Below are 19,899 nucleotides of genomic sequence, written 5' to 3' on the forward strand. Positions count from 1 at the left end.
GCGCAAAAGCCCACCGCTACACTGCCTGCCCATGAACACCGACGAGCTCCTGCAGCCGATTTCCGACTCGGCCCCGTGTGGCGAAGACCTGTCGTTCTCGGCCGAGTTCGACCAGATCGCCGAGATGCGCCGCGAAGACGACCCGACGCTCGACCAGGGCGAATGGGTCACGAGCCTGAAGATGGCCGACTGGCCCGGCGTGCTCGACCGCTGCAGCGAGCTGCTGCGCAGCAAGTCCAAGGACCTGCGGCTCGCGATGTGGTGGGCCGAGGCCGCCACCTTGACGCAGGGTTACGTCGGGCTGCGACAGGGTCTGGAACTGTGCGGCGGGCTGTGCGAGCGCTATTGGGACGACTTCTACCCGCAGCCGGAAGACGGCGACCAGGAGCAGCGCATCGGCAACCTGCGCTGGTTCCTCGGGCGCATCGGGGCGCTGTCGACCGTGGCGCCGATCACGCGCGGCCGCACCGGCGTGTACTCGCTGCAGCAGATGTTCGCCGCGCGTGCGCTGCAGCCCACGCCCGAGAAGCCGCTGCCGCCTGAAGCGCTGACGCTCGACAAGTTCAACCGCGCCTTGCGCGAAACCCCGAAAGACGACCTGCGCGCCTCATTGGCGGCGCTCGAAGCCAGCCAGCAGCTGCTGAACGGCTTGCAGGGCCTGGTCGACGCAAAGCTCGGGGCCGATGGGCCCAGCTTTGTGTCGGCGCGCGAGGCGTTGGCTTCGGCGCTGCACGAGCTGCAGCGCCTGTCGCGAGAAGCGGGCGCGATCTCGGGCGCTGCGGTGTCCGATGTGGGCGCCGGTGCGGCCAAGGTCACCGCCGACGCGGCTGCTGCGGGCGCTGCCACCGGCGGGCCCCTGCGCACGCGCGAGCAGGCGCTGGCACAACTGCGCGAGGTGGCGAGCTTCTTCCGCGCCACCGAGCCGCACAGCCCCGTGGCCTACCTCGCCGAGAAGGCGGTGCAGTGGGGCGACATGCCGCTGCACCTGTGGCTGCGCGCCGTGCTCAAGGACGCGGGCGCGCTGGCCCACGTGGAAGAACTCCTGGGCGTGCAGCCGGCCCGGGACGAGAACTCTTAAGCCTTACTGGCTCACCCGGAACTCGATGCGCCGGTTGCGCGCACGCCCTTCCGGCGTGTCGTTCGCAGCCACGGGCCGATCCGGGCCCGACCCCGAAGTGGTGATGAGCGAGGGCGGCACGCCCTTGCCGGCGAGGTAGCTGCGCACCGCATCGGCCCGCGCGAGCGAGAGCACGATGTTGGTGTCGCGAGCGCCTTGCGAATCGGTGTGGCCGATCACCTCGACCTTCTTGCCGCCCATCTTCAGGAGCGCCGCCGCCATCTCGTCGAGGATGGTGCGGCCAGCCGGGCGCAGCACGCTGCTGCCGGCTTCGAACTCGATGATGCGGTTGGCGAGCGTCGCGTCGAGCACCGACTGCTCCTGCGCCGCCACGCGCAGCGCGTTGCGCACCGCGTAGGTCGGGTTCAGCGCCGTGGCCATGTCGGCGGCGAGCTGCTGGCGCTGTGCTTCGTTGCCCACCTCGCCCTTGAGCTCGATGTTGTTGCCGTTGATCACGAGCTGGCCGCGCGACACCTGCTTGAGGTTGGGCGAGACGATCTTCTGCACGTAGCCACTCCAGTTGGGAGGTGCCACGACCTGGCCCACGCCGAGCTGGTCGACCACACGCTCGGCACCGTAGATCTCGCGCACGCGGGCGAGGATGGCGTTGCGGGTGGCTTCGTCGGGCACGGTGCCGGCGACGACGACCTGGTTCGGTGCCGCAGCGGTCTCGGCTGCAGCCGGCATGGCGGCTGCCATCAAGGCCACCAGGGGCAGCACGCGTTTCATGAAGGACGGGAGGCTCATGCTCATTCCCCGAGGAAGGTTTCGCGGAACATGTCGACCGCTGCCGCGAGAGACAGCGAGGGGTCGCGCAGGTGGTTGGAGAGCTTGCGCAGGCCGTAGTCGGAGCCGATCCAGTCTTCCACCCACTCGGCTTCCGTCACGCTGACGTTGTCGTTGCGGCTCGCCTCGCTGTCGATCACCGAGCGCAGCGTGAGCGGCGACGCGCCGTGGAAGCCCATCACCAGCACCGGCTGCGCGCCATGCATGGTGACGAAGATGGCGGTCTCGGCCGAGGTGCGCGCAAAGAAGCGGCTGATCAGGTCGACCCACATCGTGAGCACGTGCGGCAGCTGCATCGGGTCGCGCGGCAGTGGCAGCAGCAGGCCCTTGTTGAGGTCGGCATGGCCTTGCGACAGCACCGGCTGCAGGAGCAGGCCGAGGGCCAGCGCCGTTTGGCGGAACGAGATCGGCGCAGCGCCCGGCGGCATGAGTGCCGCTTCGAGGCGCTCGATCGTGATCTGTTGCGCGAAGGCCTTGTACGACTGACGCAGCGCGTTGGTTTCGCGTTCCAGCTCCAGCGGGCCGAGCAGCTGCTCCTGCACCTCGGCGAAGTCGGTGGCCTGCTGGGCCACGCGCACCTGCGTGTCGAGCCGGCCCCACAGCGGGCTGAGTGCCTGCGGGCTGTAGGGCAGGAACTGCAGCGGCTCGTCGACTTCGAACGACGCGGCCAGCACGAAGGGGAAGCGGCGGCCTGAGGCATCCTGGCTGGCCACCATGTGCCCCACCAGGCCGGCATTGCTCTGCGTGCCGAGGATGGCGAAGTGCACCGGCGAGGCGGCGTCGTAGACGATCTTCCAGCGGGTGTCTTCGGCCAGCAGCTCGAGCGTCTGCGACATCCAGTGGTCGATGCTGTGGATGAGCGCCGAGCCCGCGCTCGAGCGCACGAAATCGCCGCGCGACGGCAGCTTGCCGAAGTAGAGCGCCTGGGCGGCTCCGCTCATGGCCGGCCTCCCGTCAAGGGTGCAGACGCGGGCACGGCAGGCGCGAGGCCGGCCACCAGCGGCGGCAGCTGCACGCCCTTCAGGCCGCCCGAGGCGCTGGGGGTGTCGGCCGCGCCGGCCGCATTCGGCGAGCCGACGGCGGCGCTGGCGATCAGGCGCAGCTGCACCGTCACGGCCAGGTTGGCGTTGGGCCACGAGAGTTCGAAGACGTTGCTGTCGATCTTGCGGCGGCGCGCCTTGTTGATCATCTTCTCGAGACCGTAGCCGCCCGGCTCGTTGAGGAACTCGACGGTGCGGCCATCGGTGGTGACACCGGTGATCTTCACGCCCGGCGTGCCCTGGCCGGGCCAGACGAAGTTGGTCCAGCTGGCGATGGCGTTGCGGTAGCGCAGCTGCTGGCCGTCGACCTCGATGGTGTATTCGGCGAGGCCCGGCACGGGCGTGGGCAGCATCTGGAAATTGGTCTGGGCTTCGTTGCCGCCGCCCGAGCCACCCCCTGCCGCACCGCCGCTGCCAGCCCCGCCGCCAGCGACCGGCGCCACCCACACCGGGAAGCCAGTCGCGAACTCGGGCCGCAGGCGCAGGCCGATGTCAGCCCAGGTGCGCGGCGTGATGATGTCGCCGCGGCGCACGACGAGCGCGCCCAGCGCCTGCTCGCTGAACTTGGCGACGCCACCATCGGGCCCGAAGAGCTTGGTCATCTCGCCGGCCGTGGCCTCCAGGCGCGAAGCCTTGTCGAACGGGTACTTGCCCGCCAGCGTGCGCTGGAACGGCTCGTGCACCTGCGCGGCCCAGATGCGGTTGATCTCGTTCTCGGCCGCCGGCACGATGACCGCGTAAGACTGGATCAGCGGGCGCACGAGCAGCGGGCGCAGCGTGGCCTTGGCGGCATCGGTCTGGCCGGCGAGCATCTGCTCGTCGACGAGCTTGAGCGCTTCGCTGAGCTCGGAGCTGCCTTCGAGCGTCTGCTGCATCAGCTGGCGGCTGGCCGGGCCGGCGTCGCCCTGGTTCTTGATCTGGTTGAAGCGCGTGCGGACCTTCGACAGCGACTGCAGGTAGTTGCGGATCAAAGCCGGGTTGCTGTCACGCTCGACCATCAGGCGCGTGAGACCGGCGAACTCCTTGCCGATCGGCCCCATCGGGATGGCCGCCTGGCCGGTGGTCACGTCGAGCTTCACTTCCACCGGGCTCGGCGACATGCGCAGGATGGAGCGCTTGAACCAGTCGACGAAGCCCTTCTGCCCCTTGGCCAGCTTGTCGTTGAGGATGCCCGGGTTGTCCCACGAGGTCTGGTCGTAGAGCGCGGTGATGAGCTTGCCGACGGGTGAGGCCGCCGGGTCGCCCAGGCGGTTCATGCGGATCACCGCCTGCTCGAAGCTGCCGAACTCCTTCACCGTCACGCCCTGCAGGAACTTCTGCCACTCCTGCACGTATTCGGTCTTGTAGAGCTGCACCAGCGCCTTGCGGATCTGCTCAGGGCTGCCTTCGAGCGTGAGGTCGTCTTGCGTCGCGGTCTTGAGCACCCAGTCGTCGGCACGCGTTTCCTTGAGCGAGGCTTCCTTGAAGGCGTCTTCGATGAAGCCGTCCCACGCTTCGCGGGTGAAGGCCCCCGAGATGGCGTAGCTGCCGGCCACGATCTCGCGGTCGGCTTCGTCGATCAGGCGGGCCACCGTCATCGGCGGGAAACGGGTGGCGGCTCGCGCCTTCACTTCGGCGTACACGCGCTCGCGTGCCGGCATGCCCTTGACGACGCGGCGCAGGTTCTCGCGCGTGGTGTCGAGCAGCGCGAGGTTGGTCTGCGTGGCGGGGAAGTCGGGTGCCGAGACCTGCGTGAGCGCGAAGGAGAGGATGCGTTCGGCCGAGCGGATCAGCTGCTCGCGCGGCATCGACCCGCGGTTGGCTTCGAGCCAGCCGCGCCAGAAGCGGGTGAGCTGGTCGCCGAGGTGGCCGGTTTCCATGCGGGTGCGGTCGCCCAGCATGATGTAGGTCTTGAGTGCGTTGTAGGCGTCGGAGACGTTGGTGCTCGAGGCGGCGGAGTAGAAGCCCATCGGCTCGGGTGTGGTGGCAGGCCGCGCGGCGTTGCTGCTGTCGGCTGAGCGGCCGAGCGGTTGCAGTTGCGCGGCGTTGGCGTTCACCTCGCCGAGGTAAGCCGCAATCGCCCCTGCGGTGGGCTTGAGCAGCACTTCCTGCAGGCCCGACAAGTAGACCGCTCGCATCTTGGCTTCGAGCGCCTCGCCCTGGTAGAGGCCGAGCGCGAGGGTCCACGGGCGCTCTTCGCGGTAGCGCTGCAGCTGGTCGACGCGGTCTTGCACGATCTCGAGCGCTTCGAGTCTCGACTGCAGGTCGATGCGGCCTTCCTGCAGCTTGATCGCCTTGTTGAGGTCGGCCTGCACGTTGGCCACGAGCTGGCGGTTGCCCACATACGACCACGTCCAGCCGGCGAGCATGGCGCCCAGCAGCAGCGCGCCACCGAAGAACGCGGCATAACGCCAGCGCAGCTTGTTGCGGCTGGTGTACTGCTTGACGAGGTTGGCGTCGGCGAAGACGACCTTGGAGAAAAGGTCGCGCAGGAAGAAACCGTTTTGCGCCACCACTGCAGCGGTGGGTGCGGTGCCCACCGCGGGCGAGAGCCCGAAGCGCTCGGCCACACGCTGGCTCGCGCGGCCGGTGGACTGGCCTTCCTGCACCGCGCTCGTGAAATAGAAGCCGCGGAAGATCGGGCGGAACTGGTACGGGTTGTCTTCGAAGAGCGTGGTGATGAAGGTGCGCAGCGGCGCCTTCAGCGACGAGAACTCGAGCGGGAAGGTCAGCACGCCGGGCGGCAGTTTCTCGCCGCGGTGCATCGACATGCGCACCGTCGAGGCTTCCTTCAGGCCGTCATTCAACTCGTCGAAGTGCTTGTCGAAACTTGCCACCACGTCGGCCTTGGTGGCGGTGTCGTAGGGCAGGGTGGCGCCCCACACCCGCTCGCGCTCGTCGCGGTCGCGGTCTTCGAAGAATTCGGCAAAGCCCGAGATCAGGTCGGCCTTGGTGAAGACCACGTAGACGGGCGCGAAGACTTCGAGCTTCTCGGTCAGCTCTTGCACACGCTGGCGCAGCTGCTTGGCGAGCGTGATCGCGAATTCGGGCTTGTTGTTCGAAAGCTCGGCGAGGCTCGCCGCGATGATCACCCCGTTGAGCGGCGCCTTCGGGCGGTTGCGCTTCAAGAGCGAGAGGAAGCCGAGCCATTCGTCACGGTCTTCCTGGTGCACCGAGTAGCGGCCGGCGGTGTCGAGCAGGATGCCTTCGGTGGTGAAGAACCAGTCGCAGTTGCGTGTGCCGCCGATGCCCTGGATCACCGATGACGTTTTGTCGGAGAAGGGGAAGTTGAGGCCCGAGCGCACGATGGCCGTGCTCTTGCCGGCGGCCGGGTTGCCGATCACCGCATACCAGGGCAGCTCGTACAGTGCCGCCGAACCCGAAGTCAGGCCGAGCTTGGAGGTCTTGATGGTCTTGACCGCCTCTTGCATGCGCTGGCGCACGGCCTCCATCTCGGCGCGGCTTTCCTTCGTGCTCGCGGACTTCACGGCGCGCTCGGCTTCGGCCTCCATCGCGGCTTCGAGGTTCTTCGAGGCACGCGCTGCACGCCAGCGCCGCACGGCCCACACGATGAACCACACGACGAGCAGCGTCACGAGGATGGCCACCGCCCACAGCGCGCCGACTTTCAGCGCGTTGGCACTGAGGAAGAGCAGGGCGGCCAGCGCCAGCACGCCGATCACGGCGAGCGTGCGTGTGTCCAGGAGGAACGACCAGATTCGTTGCATGGGAAATATCCGTTCGGGTGTTCAGGCGGCCTGTGCCGCGGCGGCGGGTGCTGCTGCGGGCAGTGGGGCCGGTGCGGTGGCCGGTGGCGTGACGGGCGCCATGAGCACGGCCAGGCGGTCGAAAGAGGACTGCGCGCCCAGCACGAGCGCGGGTGCTTCGGACTCGCGCACCTGCGCGGCGGTCAGCGCGGCACAGGCGATCAGGCGGGCGATGCCGAGGTCGCCGCAGCCGAGGCCGAGGCGCAATGCGTGTTCCGACGCGTCGAGGTGCGGCAGCCGCTCCTGCAGCGTTTCATAGACCTCGACGGTGCGCGAGACACGATGGTCGGCGTCGGTCGTGAGGTGCTGGATCAGCTTGGCGTCTTGGCTGGTGCCGAGCAGCAGGTCGTCGACGGCTTGCACCAGCGCTTGCGAGGTGACACGGCCACTCGCATCGGCCGACTTGTCGCGCTTGATCAAGCTGGCCTTGTGCATGAGCGCGAGTGGGGCTGGCGCAGCGGTGGGCGCGGGCCATGTGGGCGACGCGAGCAACACGCCGGCGCCGCCTTCGCCGGGTACGCGGCCCTGCTGGCGCTGGCCTGAGAAGAGCTCGTTGTGGCGTGCGAGCTGCTCGACCGTGTCTTCGCCCACCAGGCTGTCGGCCGCCAGCGCCCACAGCAGGCCGGGCTGGCGCTCACGCTGCCACTGCTGGAGCTGCTGCTCCATCAGCAGCCAATGGGCCTCGGCGTTCTCGACCGGGTGGACGTGCAGTTGCACCGCAGGGCGCGCCGTGCTGGCCATCGCGCGCGACTGGCCGGCGGCCTTGAGGCCCGCCTCGACGTGAGGCTCGAAGAGCTGGTGCAGCCATGCGCTCGCGAGCTGTTGCGCAGGCACCGGCCAACGCGCCGGAATGCCCACTCGCACGCTCACCATCGGCGGCAGCATCGGAGCGGCGTTCGGCGTTGCTCGCGCTGAAGGCAACGGCACCGACAGTGCAGGCCACTGCGACTCGAGCTGTCCGGCCATCTGCTCGACGATGGCTTCGAGCGAGGCCAAGGCCCGCAGCATCTCGGCTTGCGGCAGGTGGCCGGGCCACTCGGCAGGCAGGCCTTTGCGTGCGTTGCCGATGTCTTCGAGTGCGGTGGCCACGCCGTCGGTGCTGATGTCGGCGAGCGGCGCGGTGAAGATCGCGATGCCATCGTCGTCTTTCATCGCAGCGTCGAGTTCGGCTTTGCAGCTGCCTTCGGCGATGCTCGATTGCGCGTCTCGCCAGGCCGCACCCGCGCGCACTTGCACCGCGGCGGCCAGCACGCGGTGGGGCACGGCGCGTGCGTCAGTGGCAGGCGCTGCGGCGGCGGCCGGTGTGGCGGAAGGCGAAGCTGCTACGGCCACGGTCGGTGCAGCGGCATAGCGGCGCAGCCGCCTCACCGCCCACACCACGGCGAGGAGTGCCGCCGTCAGGACCAAGGGCAACACCACCAGGTGCAGCAGCAACTGCGTGGCATCGGGGTTCACGTTCGCTGACTGCCATCGCCACAGCGTGCTCAACCACACCAGTGCGGTGATCACCAGCAGCAGTGCGAGAACCTTCCAGACTTTGGCCATGAGGGGAGTACAGCGAACGCATGGCGCCGCGAAGGCGCGTGCGAGGTGGTGTCAGCGGGGGGCGAAGCGGAGTTGGAGCGGGCGCAGGGTCGTCAGCATTCGTCGCTGGTGACCGACTGCGAGGAGATCAGCTTGGCTCCGCAGGCGGTCTGGTCGTCGTGCCGCGCGGCGGCCTTGCCGTCGATGACCATCGTCGGGTCGCCGGTGACGATCGCACAGGTGCCGTGGCCCTTCTTGGGGCAGGTGACCTTGTCGCCGACGCGTGCGATGCGCTTGCCGTGTGTGTCGGTGACCCCGGAGGCCTCGATGACCTCGCCGCCGTGGTCGGTCTTGTCGCCCAACACGATGAAGGGACGCCCCATTCCACCTCTCCCTTGTCTGTGTGATTTGCAGCTCGCATGCAGGCTCGATGCGAGCGCTGAAGTCTAACGGCGGGCGCGTGTTTTCAGGCCCCCACTTTCGGGCGGTGCACATTGGGTTTGCGCAGCTCCACATGGCCCAGGTCGGCGTTCTGCCAGCGTCCGCCCCAGGTCAGGCCGACACGTTGCGCAACTTCTCCATACAACTCGTAACCCTTCGCGGCCCACGGGTCGCGTTCGCTGATGACGAGCTTGCCGTTGCGCATGAACGCGCTGTCGGCGGCGAGCCCGTGCTGGTGGTAGCTCTGCCACGCCGCTGCGTTGGTGACGTGCGCGCCCATGCTGGCGAGCAGGGTCTGCCGCTCGGGGCTGCGGTAGCCCTCGATGAGCGCCATCTCATAGCCGTGCTCCTCGCGCATCAGGCGGTAGGCGAGCAGCAGGCGCTGGCGGAAGTCGGCATCGAGCGCGTCCCATCGGCGGTCGGCTGTGCTGAGCTTCGGGCGCAGCAGCTCCACTTCGGCGGTGGTGAACACCTCGGGCGGCAGCGGTGGGGGTGGCACCAACTGCTCGCCTTGTAGCAGCGTGGCGATGACGCTGTCGGGTTGCGAGGTGGTGGTGTCGTCGTAGGCATCGAGCGTGTGCAAGGCCCGCAACGAGAAGACGATGACCGGCGGCAAGATCAGCAGCGCCGCTCCGATCGACAAGGGAATCGCATTGCGCTGCGCCCAGCGGGTGCTGCTGGCGGCCTGGGCGTAGCCCTGACGCGCATTGCGCGTGGCAGCACGTTGCGCGTTGTGCTGTGCACCGGCAAGACGTCGACCCCATTGCGTGATGCGCTGCACCACACCTTCACGAAACGATGGCAGCAGGAGCAGCGCCGCCAGTGCGCACGCACCGACGAAGTACACGACGACGATCGCAATCCACATCATCTTGTTGCAAGCACACTTCGCTGTCCCCCCAACGGGGCGTTGCTGCCTGGGATGGCCTCTCTAGAATTCGCGCACCCATACGCGCGCAGGCGCGCCCGTCGACTTCCAGGCCTTCGGCTTTTGCCATGACCCAGCCAGACAAGCCCGTTCCAGCCCGAGGCGCACGCCCTCAGTTGTTTGGCGGACCCAGCGCAAGCCAGCCCGGCAAATCACGACAGCCCGACTTCGGGCCGAGCATCTTAGCCACCATCGACGGCACGCCGCGTCGTGATGCGCGTGCTCGCGACACGACCCCCTTGAAGCGGGTGCTGTGGATGTCGCTGCTGGCGCTGGGTGTGGTGGCGGTTTACTTTGCGGTGAAGCTCGGCATGCTGCCGAGTGCGTCGTCTTACTCGCCCGCGCAGGCTGCTCCGGTGGCGCAAGCGCCGGCTCCAGTGGTCAAGGCCGTCGAGCCGCTGGCCGCCGCTGTGCCTGTGACGCAGGCGGCGTCTGCAGCATCGGCGTCCGATGGCGCTGCGTCGATCGAAACGGTGGCGATGCCGGTGGTGGTGGCTGCGTCTGCTGATGCGGCAACGCCCGCGGCGTCGAATGTTGCAGCCAGCCTGAACAACATCCAGCAGGTGCTGGCCAGCGCAGATGCTCCAGAGCCACGCAAGGCTGCCAAGCCGGTGATGCCCAAGGAGCCGGCCGTCACGGCTCCGCCGTCCACCAAGGACACGACCGTGGCGATGCGCGGTGCCGCACCTGCGCCGAAGCCGACCACCAAATCTGCCAACGACGATGCTGAGTTGATCGCCGCGATGCTTCCGCACCTGAAGCGCAGGGGCACTGCGCCCACGAGCCCGGGCTACGAGAAGCGCTGCGGTCACCTTGATGGTGATGCGGCGGTGGATTGCCGGGTGAAGTTCTGCAACGGGCGCGAAGGGGTGGACGCGGCGTGTCCGTCGGCGGTGAGTCGTTGAGCCGCCTTTGACTTCAGCGTGGTTTGAGCTCGCTTAGCGAGGGCGTTGTTCTGCCTAGGAGCCTCGGCTCCCGGGAGCCGTCGACACGGCTACGCGCTGCTTACAGCTTTGGCGGGTCTTGGTTTTGATCCAGCTGCCAGATGGTGACACCGAAATCACCGCCGACGTCGGGCATCAAGTCGCCCTGTTTGAAGTAGCGGCGGCTGTTGGCTTGAGCGGGGGTGAACCAGAAGCCATTGCGAGGGCAAGGTTGGTTGGCGGCGCAGCGCAGCCGTGTGATGTCCAGGGTTTTGCCATCGCTGCCAAGCGCGGCAGGCCTGGGGAGGCTTCGCGCATAGTCCACAAGGTCGCGCGGGTAGAACTCGTGGTCCCGGTAGCTGCTGTCGTCGATATCGAGCAGGTAAGTGATCGCGCCGGACTCGAAGCTCCAGTAGCCGAGGAAGACTGCACTGCCTTCGTGAGTACCGTGGTAGTACTCCCGTCGGGATGCTTCGTACCACTTCTCGAGGTAGCGCTTCATTAGCGCTGGGCGATCGGCCGGCGCTGCGTTGAAGATCTTGACAGTGTTGCGATAGGGGAGTTCGCGAGTGGAGTCGTCAGGCAGCGGGGCAACAGCCAAGCCGAATGGTTGAAGCAGGCGTTCGATTAGGCAGTCTCTGGTCGGATTTCCCCAATCGAGAACGGCTTTGATGCGAGGAATCAGCTCGGAATGTCCGAGGAGGTATGCAAAGCAAATAAGACGCAAAGCTCGAAAGTAGCCGACGTCTTCCCAAAGGGAAGCATGTGCCACAACTGCTCCGTGGTGCTCATCGCTCGCTTGAAAAGCGCGGTCAAAGCGAGCAGCTTCTTCCCATCGTTCAACCACAAACAGCATGAACGCTGAAAGGTTTGGAATCGAGTCGCCCGCGGTGAAGTTGACATGCAGAAAGTCCAATGCGTCTTGGGCCAACGCATCGGCTGCCATTGAAATCCTGCCTTTCGGCCGACTGGCCAGGTAGTCGGGCTCTGAGAGATTCTTGAGGACGAAGGGAATGTCGTCAGAGAACGGCGTCGCGGAATCCGAGTCATATCGCTCGTAGTCAAGCAGGTGGTCACGCTTGGCTGTCGCAAACGCCTTTGCATCGATCTTGCTTAGGTTGTTCATTAGCGTGACAACAACAACTCCTGGACTCAAAACAGTCGGCATCTGGATGCGTGCGGCTGGCCGCTCTTGCCTCTGTTGGAACGATGTTAGGGTTGACTGTGGTCACTACCACACGTGATCGATTTCGAGCTCATGAGCACCGCCTTGCTCTTCGACTTTGAGCCTGTGGCCATTGATCTTGATGTGTGCGCCCTGTTCCTGCTGGTCAAGTTATGCCGGTTGCTGGTGGTCTGAACAGCTTGCGCCGCCCCTTTTTGCTAGAGCCTGGGCGGATCCTGGTTCTGATCGAGTTGCCAGATGGTGACACCGAAGTCACCGCCGACGTCGGGCATCAAGTCACCCTGTTTGAAGTAGCGGCGGCTGTTGGCTTGAGCGGGGGTGAACCAAAAGCCATTGCGAGGGCAAGGTTGGCTGGCGGCGCAGCGCAGGCGAGTGACGTCCAAGGTCTTGCCGTCGCTGCCAAGTGCGGCGGGTCTGGGGAGACTACGCGCGTAGTCCACAAGGTCGCGCGGGTAGAACTCGTGATCGCGGTAGCTGCTGTCGTCGATGTCCAGTAGGTAGGTGATGGCGCCTGCCTCGAAGCTCCAATAGCCGAGGAATACGGCGCTGCCCTCATGTGTGCCGTGGTAGTACTCACGTCGAGAGGCCTCGTACCACTTTTCAAGATACCGCTTCATCAGAGCCGGGCGCTCGGAGGGTGCGGCATCGAAAATCTTGATGGTGTTGCGATAGGGAAGTTCGCGAGTGGAATCGTCCGGCAGTGGATCCACGGCTAGGCCGAACGGCTGAAGCAGTCGCTCGATGAGGCAGTCTTTCTCAACGTTTCCGTAGTCAAGCAGCGTCTTGACGCGAGGAACCTCTCTCGTGTGACCGAAAAGATAGGCGAAGGAAATCAGGCGAAGAGCGTCGTAGTAGCCGTCGCCTCCCGGGAGCGCAGCATGGGGGACTACGGCCCCATGATGGATATCGCTCTTGTGAAAAGCCTCGTGCAGATGCCCAAACTCTTCCCAATACGTCACGAGAGCCGGGTAGTCGTTTGCGATGAGTTCTGGTGATGCTCCCGCTGAGTAATTGATCGTCGCGAGGTTCAAGGCGTATTCAGCCCTTGCGCCCGCAGCGGCCTGCAGTTCGCCGACATTCTTTTCGGCGCGCCAAGCTGGGTCCGCGAGCCTTTTCGTGGTTCGTGGAATGCGTATCTCTAGATCTGCCGCCTCCTCTTCATATCGCATGAAGTTGAGCAGCTTGCATCGCACCTTCGCGGAAAACTCAGCAGCAGTTCGTACAAGCATCTTCATTGAGGACTACTCCCACAAGAACCCGCGGTCGTCTGGCAGAACGACAATTGGTCTCTGAACGCTGTGGGTATGCGGAGGTTGCTTCTTAGAGGTTTCATGGAGATGCTTCTGACGTCCCGTCACCATCAGTATCCATCTGTGGTAAGGACACGATATGTCGCCGTCAACAAAGTCGCGAATCTGCGATCTCAGCCGGGGAGCATCGCTTGGGAGAAGGGTGGCGTCAGATGAAGCGTTCCTGATGATCCATCGATGGCTCATCTGCGTGGCAAGGCTGGTCTTCTCATTTGCGTTGTTCAGGCCTTGTTGACGCTTCCCGTGTTCATCGCGCCCACCTTTCGTAAGTCCCTGGTCCGTCTGAAGCTCGGCCTTCTTGGCCGGGCTGCTGTCGCGCTGCTCGTTGCCAAACGCATTCGGGCCATTGCCATTGGCTTCATCGGCACGCAGCGCATCGAAGTGCTGCCGTAGATCCGGTGTGAGCGCAGACAGAAAGGCAAACGAACCAATCAGGCTTCCCTTCGTTTCAGCAATCACATACGGCTTGCCTCCCTTGCCGCTGCTGGCGAAGACGGTGGGGTTGACCGTGGTCACGCGCCAGATGTGGTCGATGCCCGGCCCGCGAGCGCCATCACGCTCCTCGACCTTGCGCCCGTGGTCATTGATCTTCTTGAAGTTGGTGTGGTTCTTGGCGACGTGGTAGTCGGCAATGTGCTCAGGCAGGACGCCGCTGTACCAGTTGTCGCGCTTCTTCTTGGCTTCGCGTGGTTGGTCGGTCTTGCGAGTGTCTGGGGCCCCCTGATTCCTGCCGGTTTGGTCTTGCTTCTTCGGGGTGCTGCCTGAACCGCGCTGCGCCGGGGTTGGCGACGGCAAGGCTTTGGCATCAGCGGCATTGGACGCCGCTTTGGCAGACCCGCCCGGCGCGGTCTTCGCCGTACTCGCCGGGGCGATGTCGTCGAGGATCTTCTTGTGCAGCTTCTTGAGTTCTTCCAGCGCTTCAGCGAGGCGCTGGGGCGCGATGCGCTGAATGCCCTTCAGCTCGGAGATGAGCAGGTCAACATTGCCCTTGCCGGCGACAAGCTTGACCGCCCAGGAATCCAAGCCGTTGATGAAGGCTTTCAACGCACCGTCGAGCGTGTTGCGCGACTGCTGACCCACCGCGTTCCAGTTGATGTTGCGCAGCCACTTGTCGACATCGCCCTTGAGCACAGCGCGCAAGGCGTCCAGCACGCGGCCGACCCCGTGGCCTTGGCGAACCAGCTTGAAACACACCTTGAATGCGTCGCCCAGGCCGGGGATGAAACCCACGAGGGTGATCAGAAGATCGACCCAAACCAGAGGATTTGCCGGGTTGGCCGATAGCGCAATGATCCCGAGGATCAGGTCCCGCACGTCGAAGGCCTGCCCCAGCCCCGGCACGACACCGATGACGCCGGTGATGATGATGTGCGCTGGAGAGCTGCCCTGGCCGGTCACCAGGTCCTTGAGCCACTTGCCGATGCCGTCATCGGCCTGCGAAAGCGCCTTGGCGGCGCGCCCTGCATTCGGGGCATTGATGGCGCTCGTTGCTCCGCTCACGCTTGTTCTCCCTCAGTGTGCTCATGGCGCTCCGCGTAGGTGGTCGGCTGGGCTGCCACGTCCTTGAGTTCTTGCTCTGTCAGGTAGGCGTTGTAGTGGTGCTCGAAGTCGGGTGCGCTGCTGCCACCGAATTGCGGCACTTCGGCCGCCATGGCGGCGATCTCGTCGTTGAAGAAGTTCTCCTTGAGGAACTCGTCTTCCTGAGCGAGATACTTCGCGATCACTGAGTTGGCCAGTTGGTCGTCCGAGGCGGTTTGACCGACCAAGGCATTGCTGCCGCGGTCAACTCGCGCGAATGCCTGGCGAGTGTCTTCGCCGTAGGTGACGTCGTAGGTCCCCTTCGGCACGCCCTCGATGCGAGCGAACCCGCTTCCGTCCAGCTTGCCGGTGCGGCTGGACCCATCCGCAAAGGTGACCTTGTAGTCGGCTCCGACAACCGGAGTCATGTCGCTGTATCGGTAGTCGAGTTCCACGAAGTGGGTCGGCTTGCCTGCTTGACCGGTTGGAAGCGCGTTGAGATTGGCGCTGCCGCTCCCACCACCCGCCCAGCTGTGGCTGGCCGCCTTGACGATGAAGCTGCCCGGAGTTGCGAACTCGATGTTGGCCCCGTTCAGCACCACTTTGGAGTCGCCCCCCACGATCTCGATCCGCTCCTTCGCGGTGATCGTGATCTCGTCATTGACCGAGATCACCGTGATGTCCTTGTCAGCCAGCAGCTCCAGCGCATCGGTGTGTGCGCGCAGCGAGAGCTTGCCGTTGGCGGCTATTGCCTGCAGGTCACCGTCGTGCGTGTAGAGGCTCGTGGTCTCGCCTGAGACGAGGCTGGCGGTGTGCGCGGCAGCGGCGTGGATGTCGCCTTGGGCGATGAGTGTCGTGTCTTGCCCCGAGTAGCTCGCGATGCTGGCCGGGCTGCTCGTGATGGCGGCGCTGGGGGTGTCGAGCACGATGAAGGGCTTGGCGAACTGCGCCACCGGGTCGTTTGCGTCGCGGTTGGCGCCTTGGCGTTCGCTCGGGTGTTGCCCGCTCTTCTGGATGTCGATGGCCTCCAGCAGACCTTGCAGCGCGGCTTGTTCCTGGGTGTCGTGGCTCGTGAGGGCGAGTGCACCCTGGCCTTGTGCCGCCTGGCTGAGCGCTTGCCCAAGTTGCTGTGCGCTCTTGAGTTGGGCGACGGCCTCTTGCACGTCGAGCTGATTGCCTTGCGCACTGCCGTAGCTGCCAGCTCGCGCGGTGGTGCTCAGCAGCAGGCCCTGGCCTGCGCGCAGACTCGCCCAGCCGTCGGTGTGGGCGTAGAAGCCGGAGCCGAGCCAGGCGCCGCGTTGGCTGCTGCTAGAACTCTGGCTGATGATGTGGCCGAGGCTCAGCTCGCTCCACGGTGAGCCCGCGCTCTGGCTGGCCAGGCGCATGCGCAGCTGGCCGGTGGCGTCGTCGATCACCCACTGGTTGCTGCCGTCGTCGTCGAGCGTGCGGCTGTGCCAGCCCGAGAGGGTGCCCGGGTGGTTGGTGCCCGAGTCCACGCCTGCCGGCCAGGGCAGGGCGTCCTGTCCGTTGTGCAGCTGCCCGACGATGATCGGGCGGTCGAGGTCGCCTTCTAGAAAGTCGACCAGCACTTCGGTGCCCACGCGGGGAATGAAGAGCGCGCCCCAGTTGGCGCCGGCGCTGGGCTGTGAGACGCGGACCCACTGGCTGGCGGCCGCATCGCCCGGTGCGTGGCCGGTGTCGTCTTGGCCCGGGGTGATGGGGCCAGGCAAGCCACCTGCCAGAGGTGCTGAGCCACGTTGCCAGGGGAACTGCACGCGCACACGCAGGTCTCGCTCGGTGGTGACGGGCTGGTCGGCATGGCCGACGACGAGGGCGGTCTGCACGCCGGGCGCTTGCGGCTTGGCTCGTGCGGCGGGCACGAGGGTCGCTGCGGCCGGCGCTGCCTGGAAGTGCTGCTGGTAGCTGCCGGCGTCGAGGTCGGGGCGCTTGAGGAGCTGGGCCGCCTCGCTGCCGAGGTTGTTGGCCGCTTCGTGGTGAACCGCGAGCACGACGAACTGGCTGTCGCTTGCGCCCAGGGGATAGCGGCTGTGCTCGGTGAGTTGGAAGTTGGCGCCGGGGGTGAGGCGGCGCACGCCGCCGGTGCCGCTCAGCGTCTTGTAGGCGAGCTCGTGTCGGGCCAGGGCCAGCGCACTGCGCTGGTCGGCCAGCGGGCTGTGGGCCGATTCTTCGTCAGACTCGAACCGGCTGTGACGCCGCTCGCCGTGGCCGTGGTACTGCTCGAGTGCAGGTACCTCGCCTTGCGCGAGTGCGCTTTGCTGTTGAGCGGTCACGCCGGCGAGCTGGCGAGGGTCCCACGCGCCCAGCGTCACAGCGTTGGGTGCGAGCTGACGCGAGAGCGCGATGGCGGTGATGGTGTCTTCGACGAAGCCGCGCGTGCGCACGTCGGGCTTGCCGAAGCGCAGGGCGCCGAGATCGGGGCGTGCGGCGCTCGGGTCGCTGATGATGAGGCAGTGCTTGGCCGTCTTGGCTTCGCTGAGTGGGCGATCGTCGTCGCTGTGGTCGAGGCGCCAGTTCCAGCCCTCTTCGGCCAGCAGGCGCTGCACGAACTCGGCGTCGCTCTCGCGGTACTGGGTGGTCGTGCCTCGGCGAGGGGCGGCCTCCAGCGCTTCGGGGCTCAGCTCGAGGCGGAAGTTGGCCTGGGGATAGGCCCGCAAGACGGTGGTGAGGATCTCGTCGGCGCGCTGGCCGAGGAACACGCGTGTGTCGTGGCGCAGGCCGAGGAAGTGGGTGAAGGCGACGAGCTGCAGCCGATAGCGAGCAAGGCCCCCGTCGGCGCCGAGCTGCGCGGCTTCGGCCACGTAGCCGTGCCAGGTGCGGTAGCGGCCGTCGGCGCACATCAGGCGCAGGCTCATCTGCTCACCGATCAGGGCTTTGAGAGACAGCTGGGCGCTGGTGCTCAGGCAATCGATTTCGGCGACCAGCGGGCTCAGCGTGGCGTGAGCTTGGCCGAGGCCGCTCACGTCTTCGTGCCAGCGCGCGCGCTCGACCACAAGCGTGGCGCTCGGCAAAGCGGTCTCGATCTGCAGCAGCCGCTTCTGCTGGCCGATCGTCAGCAAGGTCATCAGGCGACTCAAGCCTTCGGACATCGCCGAAGTCAGCGCCGAAGTCATGGTGCTCGGGTTCATTCTTGTGCTCTCCCTGTCTTCTGTGCGGCAGACGTTCTGCGGTCTGCGCACGGCGTGCCGCGCGGTGCGTCTTATGTCGTCATGGCAGCGTGATCGTCACGTGTGCGGCTTGTGGCGCGAGTTTCACGACTTCCTGGTAGGCCGCGAGGTCGCGTTCGGTGCTGCGGCCGAGCTGCCAGCGCATCGCGGTGAAGGCAAGCACGCCCAGCAGCGCGAACACCGAGCCGATCACCCACAGCGGCACTTCGTTCTTCAGCCGGTTGCGCACCTGATCGGGTGGCGCCCAATGCGGCGCAAACGCCGCACGTGAGCCTTTGAGGTGGGCGATCTCATCACCCAGCCGCGCGGTCAGGTAGTTGAGCTTCTCGCTGCCTTCGATCAGGTACTTGCCCTGGAAGCCCATCAGCAGGCACATGTGAAAGACCTCGAGGATCTGCACGCGTGACGCACCTTCGCGCCGCAGGGCTTCCAGCTTGGCGAAGAACTGCTCGCCCGCGAGTTGCTCGCCAAAAAACTGAAGCTGCAGCGGCTGGCGCTGCCACGCGTCGCGCACCTTGAACTGCGACATGAGGATGGCTTCATCGACCGTCGCGCAGAAGGCGTACTTGCACAGGTGCACGTCTTCCGCCGAGCTGCCGAGCTTGGTGGCGCCGCGCTCCAGGCCTGTGAGGAATTCCTTGATGTGCGAGCGGAAGGCATCCGCGTCGCTCGGGCCCTGCTTGGCGCGCAACAGGAAGAGCAGGTAGAACCCGTCGTACATCAGGTCCAGCAGCGTGCGGGCTTCGCGTGGCGTGCTGCCGCTGGTGGGTGAGAGGCCGGGCATCGTGGCCCCGCCGAACAACGACGGCGGCTGGGTGGCTTGTGCGTTCATGCGTTGATGGCGATGAGTTCGATTTTGATGTCGGCAATGCCGGCCGGGACGTAGATCGACACGGCCTGCGCTTGCATCATGCGTTCATAGAGAGCGCCCCGCGGCTCGAGCGCGAAGTAGTAGGCACCGGGGCGCACGGGGATCGCGGCCGGCACCTGCACCGAGTGAGACAGCGGCACGCCCGGCAAGGCCGAGAGCACGAGCTTCTCGACGTCTTCCGGCGCACCGATCTTGAAGCGAAGCGGCACCGCGTCGACCAGCTCGGCGGGTGGCATGGAGGCGCTCACGCCGAGGTAGAGGTTGGTCGCGCCGGTGATCTGCTGTGCATCGAGGCGGCCCTGGTGGAACGACGGCCGCACTTCCGAGAGCGAGATGCCGAAGTAGCGCGTGGAGATCACCGTTTCGAGCAACTCGCGGATGATGTGGTCGAGGCGGAAGAACGCGGGGCCTGGGTTGGCGTGGTCGTAGGCGGGCAGGTCGGCCAGCGTGAAGCCTTTCGAGAAGGTCATCAGCGCACCGGCCAGTTCGAGCAAGCGCTGGAAGAGGCGCTCCGGGTGCAGGCCCGGGTGGCGCATCAGGTGAGCCAGCGAGGCGTAGGCGCCGCTTGCGGTGTGCAGCAGCCAGAACGACGCGACGTCACCGGAACGGAATTCGATGATGTTCTTGGAAGGCTCGCGGTGAAAACCGTACAGCGCGTCGACCTTGGCCTGTAGCACATCGAGCAGACGGCGCAGGTAGAGGAACACGACAGGCGACGCCTGGATGGTGAGCGAGGGTGGCACGTAGCGCGGGTCGAGCTCGAAGCCGCCGGTGGCGTTGCGCCGCACGCGAAGCACCGGCATCGTCACGAGACGGCCACGCGGGTCATGTTCGGCGATCAGCTTCACCGATTTGCCGAGCAGGCTCAGCTGCGCGGCTGCTGCGTCGGTGTACTGGTCTTCCACGTCCTTCTGGACCTGGTAGTAGCGCGCAGCAGTGTCGGCTTCGTCGCGCGTGGAGGCGAAGTTGCTGCCGTTGGTGCGCAGCGGGGCCGCGGCCACGTGCAGCACCACTTCATTGCCTTGCGCGAATGCGGTGTCGAGTGCGAGTGGCTCCGGAAGTTCGTCTTCTGCTGGCGCGTTGTAGAACTCGCCGTCGGGCAGCACCATCTGCAGCTCGGTGAGGCGCAAGCGGCCGGCCTGCAAGGCATCGGTGTCGACCTTGATGCTGCGCACGCCCCAGGCGTAAGGGTGGAGGCCGCGCACCGCTTGCGCGAGGCGCCACTCGTGATAGGCGTCCTGCTGCTGGAAGTGCTGAGGCCGCAAGAAGAGGCCTTCGCCCCACAGGACTTTGGGAGTCGGAATCAAGTTCTACCTTCCGGGCG

At 66.2% G+C, this 19,899-nt stretch carries 14 protein-coding genes; 2 read left to right on the forward strand and 12 right to left on the reverse strand.

Going from position 1 to position 19,899, the window contains the following annotated elements:
* The first annotated feature begins 31 nt into the window (after window positions 1-31).
* Window positions 32-1,078 (forward strand): type VI secretion system protein TssA, encoded by a 1,047-nt coding sequence (tssA, locus tag KF892_22990; protein MBX3627894.1) that lies wholly within the window; start codon window positions 32-34, stop codon window positions 1,076-1,078.
* Window positions 1,079-1,081: 3 nt separating this feature from the next.
* On the opposite strand, the gene KF892_22995 is transcribed toward tssA, so the two are convergent.
* The 6 genes from KF892_22995 to KF892_23020 form a co-directional block, all read right to left on the reverse strand.
* Window positions 1,082-1,870, reverse strand: a complete 789-nt coding sequence (locus tag KF892_22995) for an OmpA family protein (GenBank protein MBX3627895.1) — start codon at window positions 1,868-1,870, stop codon at window positions 1,082-1,084.
* Window positions 1,867-2,844 (reverse strand): type VI secretion system-associated protein TagF, encoded by a 978-nt coding sequence (gene tagF / locus KF892_23000; protein MBX3627896.1) that lies wholly within the window; start codon window positions 2,842-2,844, stop codon window positions 1,867-1,869. Before tagF ends, KF892_22995 begins: the two co-directional genes overlap by 4 nt.
* Window positions 2,841-6,650, reverse strand: a complete 3,810-nt coding sequence (gene tssM / locus KF892_23005; GenBank protein ID MBX3627897.1) for a type VI secretion system membrane subunit TssM — start codon at window positions 6,648-6,650, stop codon at window positions 2,841-2,843. Before tssM ends, tagF begins: the two co-directional genes overlap by 4 nt.
* Window positions 6,651-6,671: 21 nt before the next feature.
* Window positions 6,672-8,234: a hypothetical protein gene (locus KF892_23010; GenBank protein MBX3627898.1), complete on the reverse strand. Its 1,563-nt coding sequence runs from the start codon at window positions 8,232-8,234 to the stop codon at window positions 6,672-6,674.
* A gap of 92 nt (window positions 8,235-8,326) precedes the next feature.
* On the reverse strand, window positions 8,327-8,596 hold the full coding sequence (locus KF892_23015) for a PAAR domain-containing protein (GenBank protein MBX3627899.1): 270 nt from the start codon (window positions 8,594-8,596) through the stop codon (window positions 8,327-8,329).
* Window positions 8,597-8,679: 83 nt separating this feature from the next.
* A complete protein-coding gene (locus KF892_23020; GenBank protein MBX3627900.1) occupies window positions 8,680-9,522 on the reverse strand; it encodes a M15 family metallopeptidase in 843 nt (280 codons plus the stop codon).
* Between the two features lie 299 nt (window positions 9,523-9,821).
* Here KF892_23020 and KF892_23025 point away from each other — a divergent pair, with 299 nt between their 5' ends.
* Window positions 9,822-10,487, forward strand: coding sequence for a hypothetical protein (locus KF892_23025; GenBank protein MBX3627901.1), 666 nt, complete (start codon window positions 9,822-9,824; stop codon window positions 10,485-10,487).
* Between the two features lie 100 nt (window positions 10,488-10,587).
* Here the strand turns inward: KF892_23025 and KF892_23030 are convergent, their stop codons facing one another.
* The 6 genes from KF892_23030 to tssK all read right to left on the reverse strand — a co-directional run bounded on the left by KF892_23030 (window position 10,588) and on the right by tssK (window position 19,882).
* Entirely contained in the window at window positions 10,588-11,673 is a 1,086-nt protein-coding gene (locus KF892_23030; GenBank protein MBX3627902.1) for a DUF1911 domain-containing protein, read from the reverse strand.
* A 215-nt stretch (window positions 11,674-11,888) separates the two neighbouring features.
* Window positions 11,889-12,926: a DUF1911 domain-containing protein gene (locus KF892_23035; protein MBX3627903.1), complete on the reverse strand. Its 1,038-nt coding sequence runs from the start codon at window positions 12,924-12,926 to the stop codon at window positions 11,889-11,891.
* Between the two features lie 6 nt (window positions 12,927-12,932).
* Window positions 12,933-14,501: a hypothetical protein gene (locus tag KF892_23040; GenBank protein MBX3627904.1), complete on the reverse strand. Its 1,569-nt coding sequence runs from the start codon at window positions 14,499-14,501 to the stop codon at window positions 12,933-12,935.
* The gene (locus KF892_23045; GenBank protein ID MBX3627905.1) at window positions 14,498-17,602 is read right to left on the reverse strand and encodes a type VI secretion system tip protein VgrG; all 3,105 of its coding nucleotides are present in this window, start codon (window positions 17,600-17,602) and stop codon (window positions 14,498-14,500) included. The genes KF892_23040 and KF892_23045 overlap by 4 nt, the downstream gene beginning before the upstream one ends.
* Window positions 17,603-17,744: 142 nt before the next feature.
* Window positions 17,745-18,488: a type IVB secretion system protein IcmH/DotU gene (icmH, locus tag KF892_23050; protein MBX3627906.1), complete on the reverse strand. Its 744-nt coding sequence runs from the start codon at window positions 18,486-18,488 to the stop codon at window positions 17,745-17,747.
* A gap of 44 nt (window positions 18,489-18,532) precedes the next feature.
* Window positions 18,533-19,882, reverse strand: a complete 1,350-nt coding sequence (gene tssK, locus KF892_23055) for a type VI secretion system baseplate subunit TssK (GenBank protein ID MBX3627907.1) — start codon at window positions 19,880-19,882, stop codon at window positions 18,533-18,535.
* Between the last annotated feature and the right edge of the window lie 17 nt (window positions 19,883-19,899).

It is taken from the genome of Rhizobacter sp., assembly GCA_019635355.1.
Classification (GTDB): Bacteria; Pseudomonadota; Gammaproteobacteria; order Burkholderiales; family Burkholderiaceae_C; genus Rhizobacter.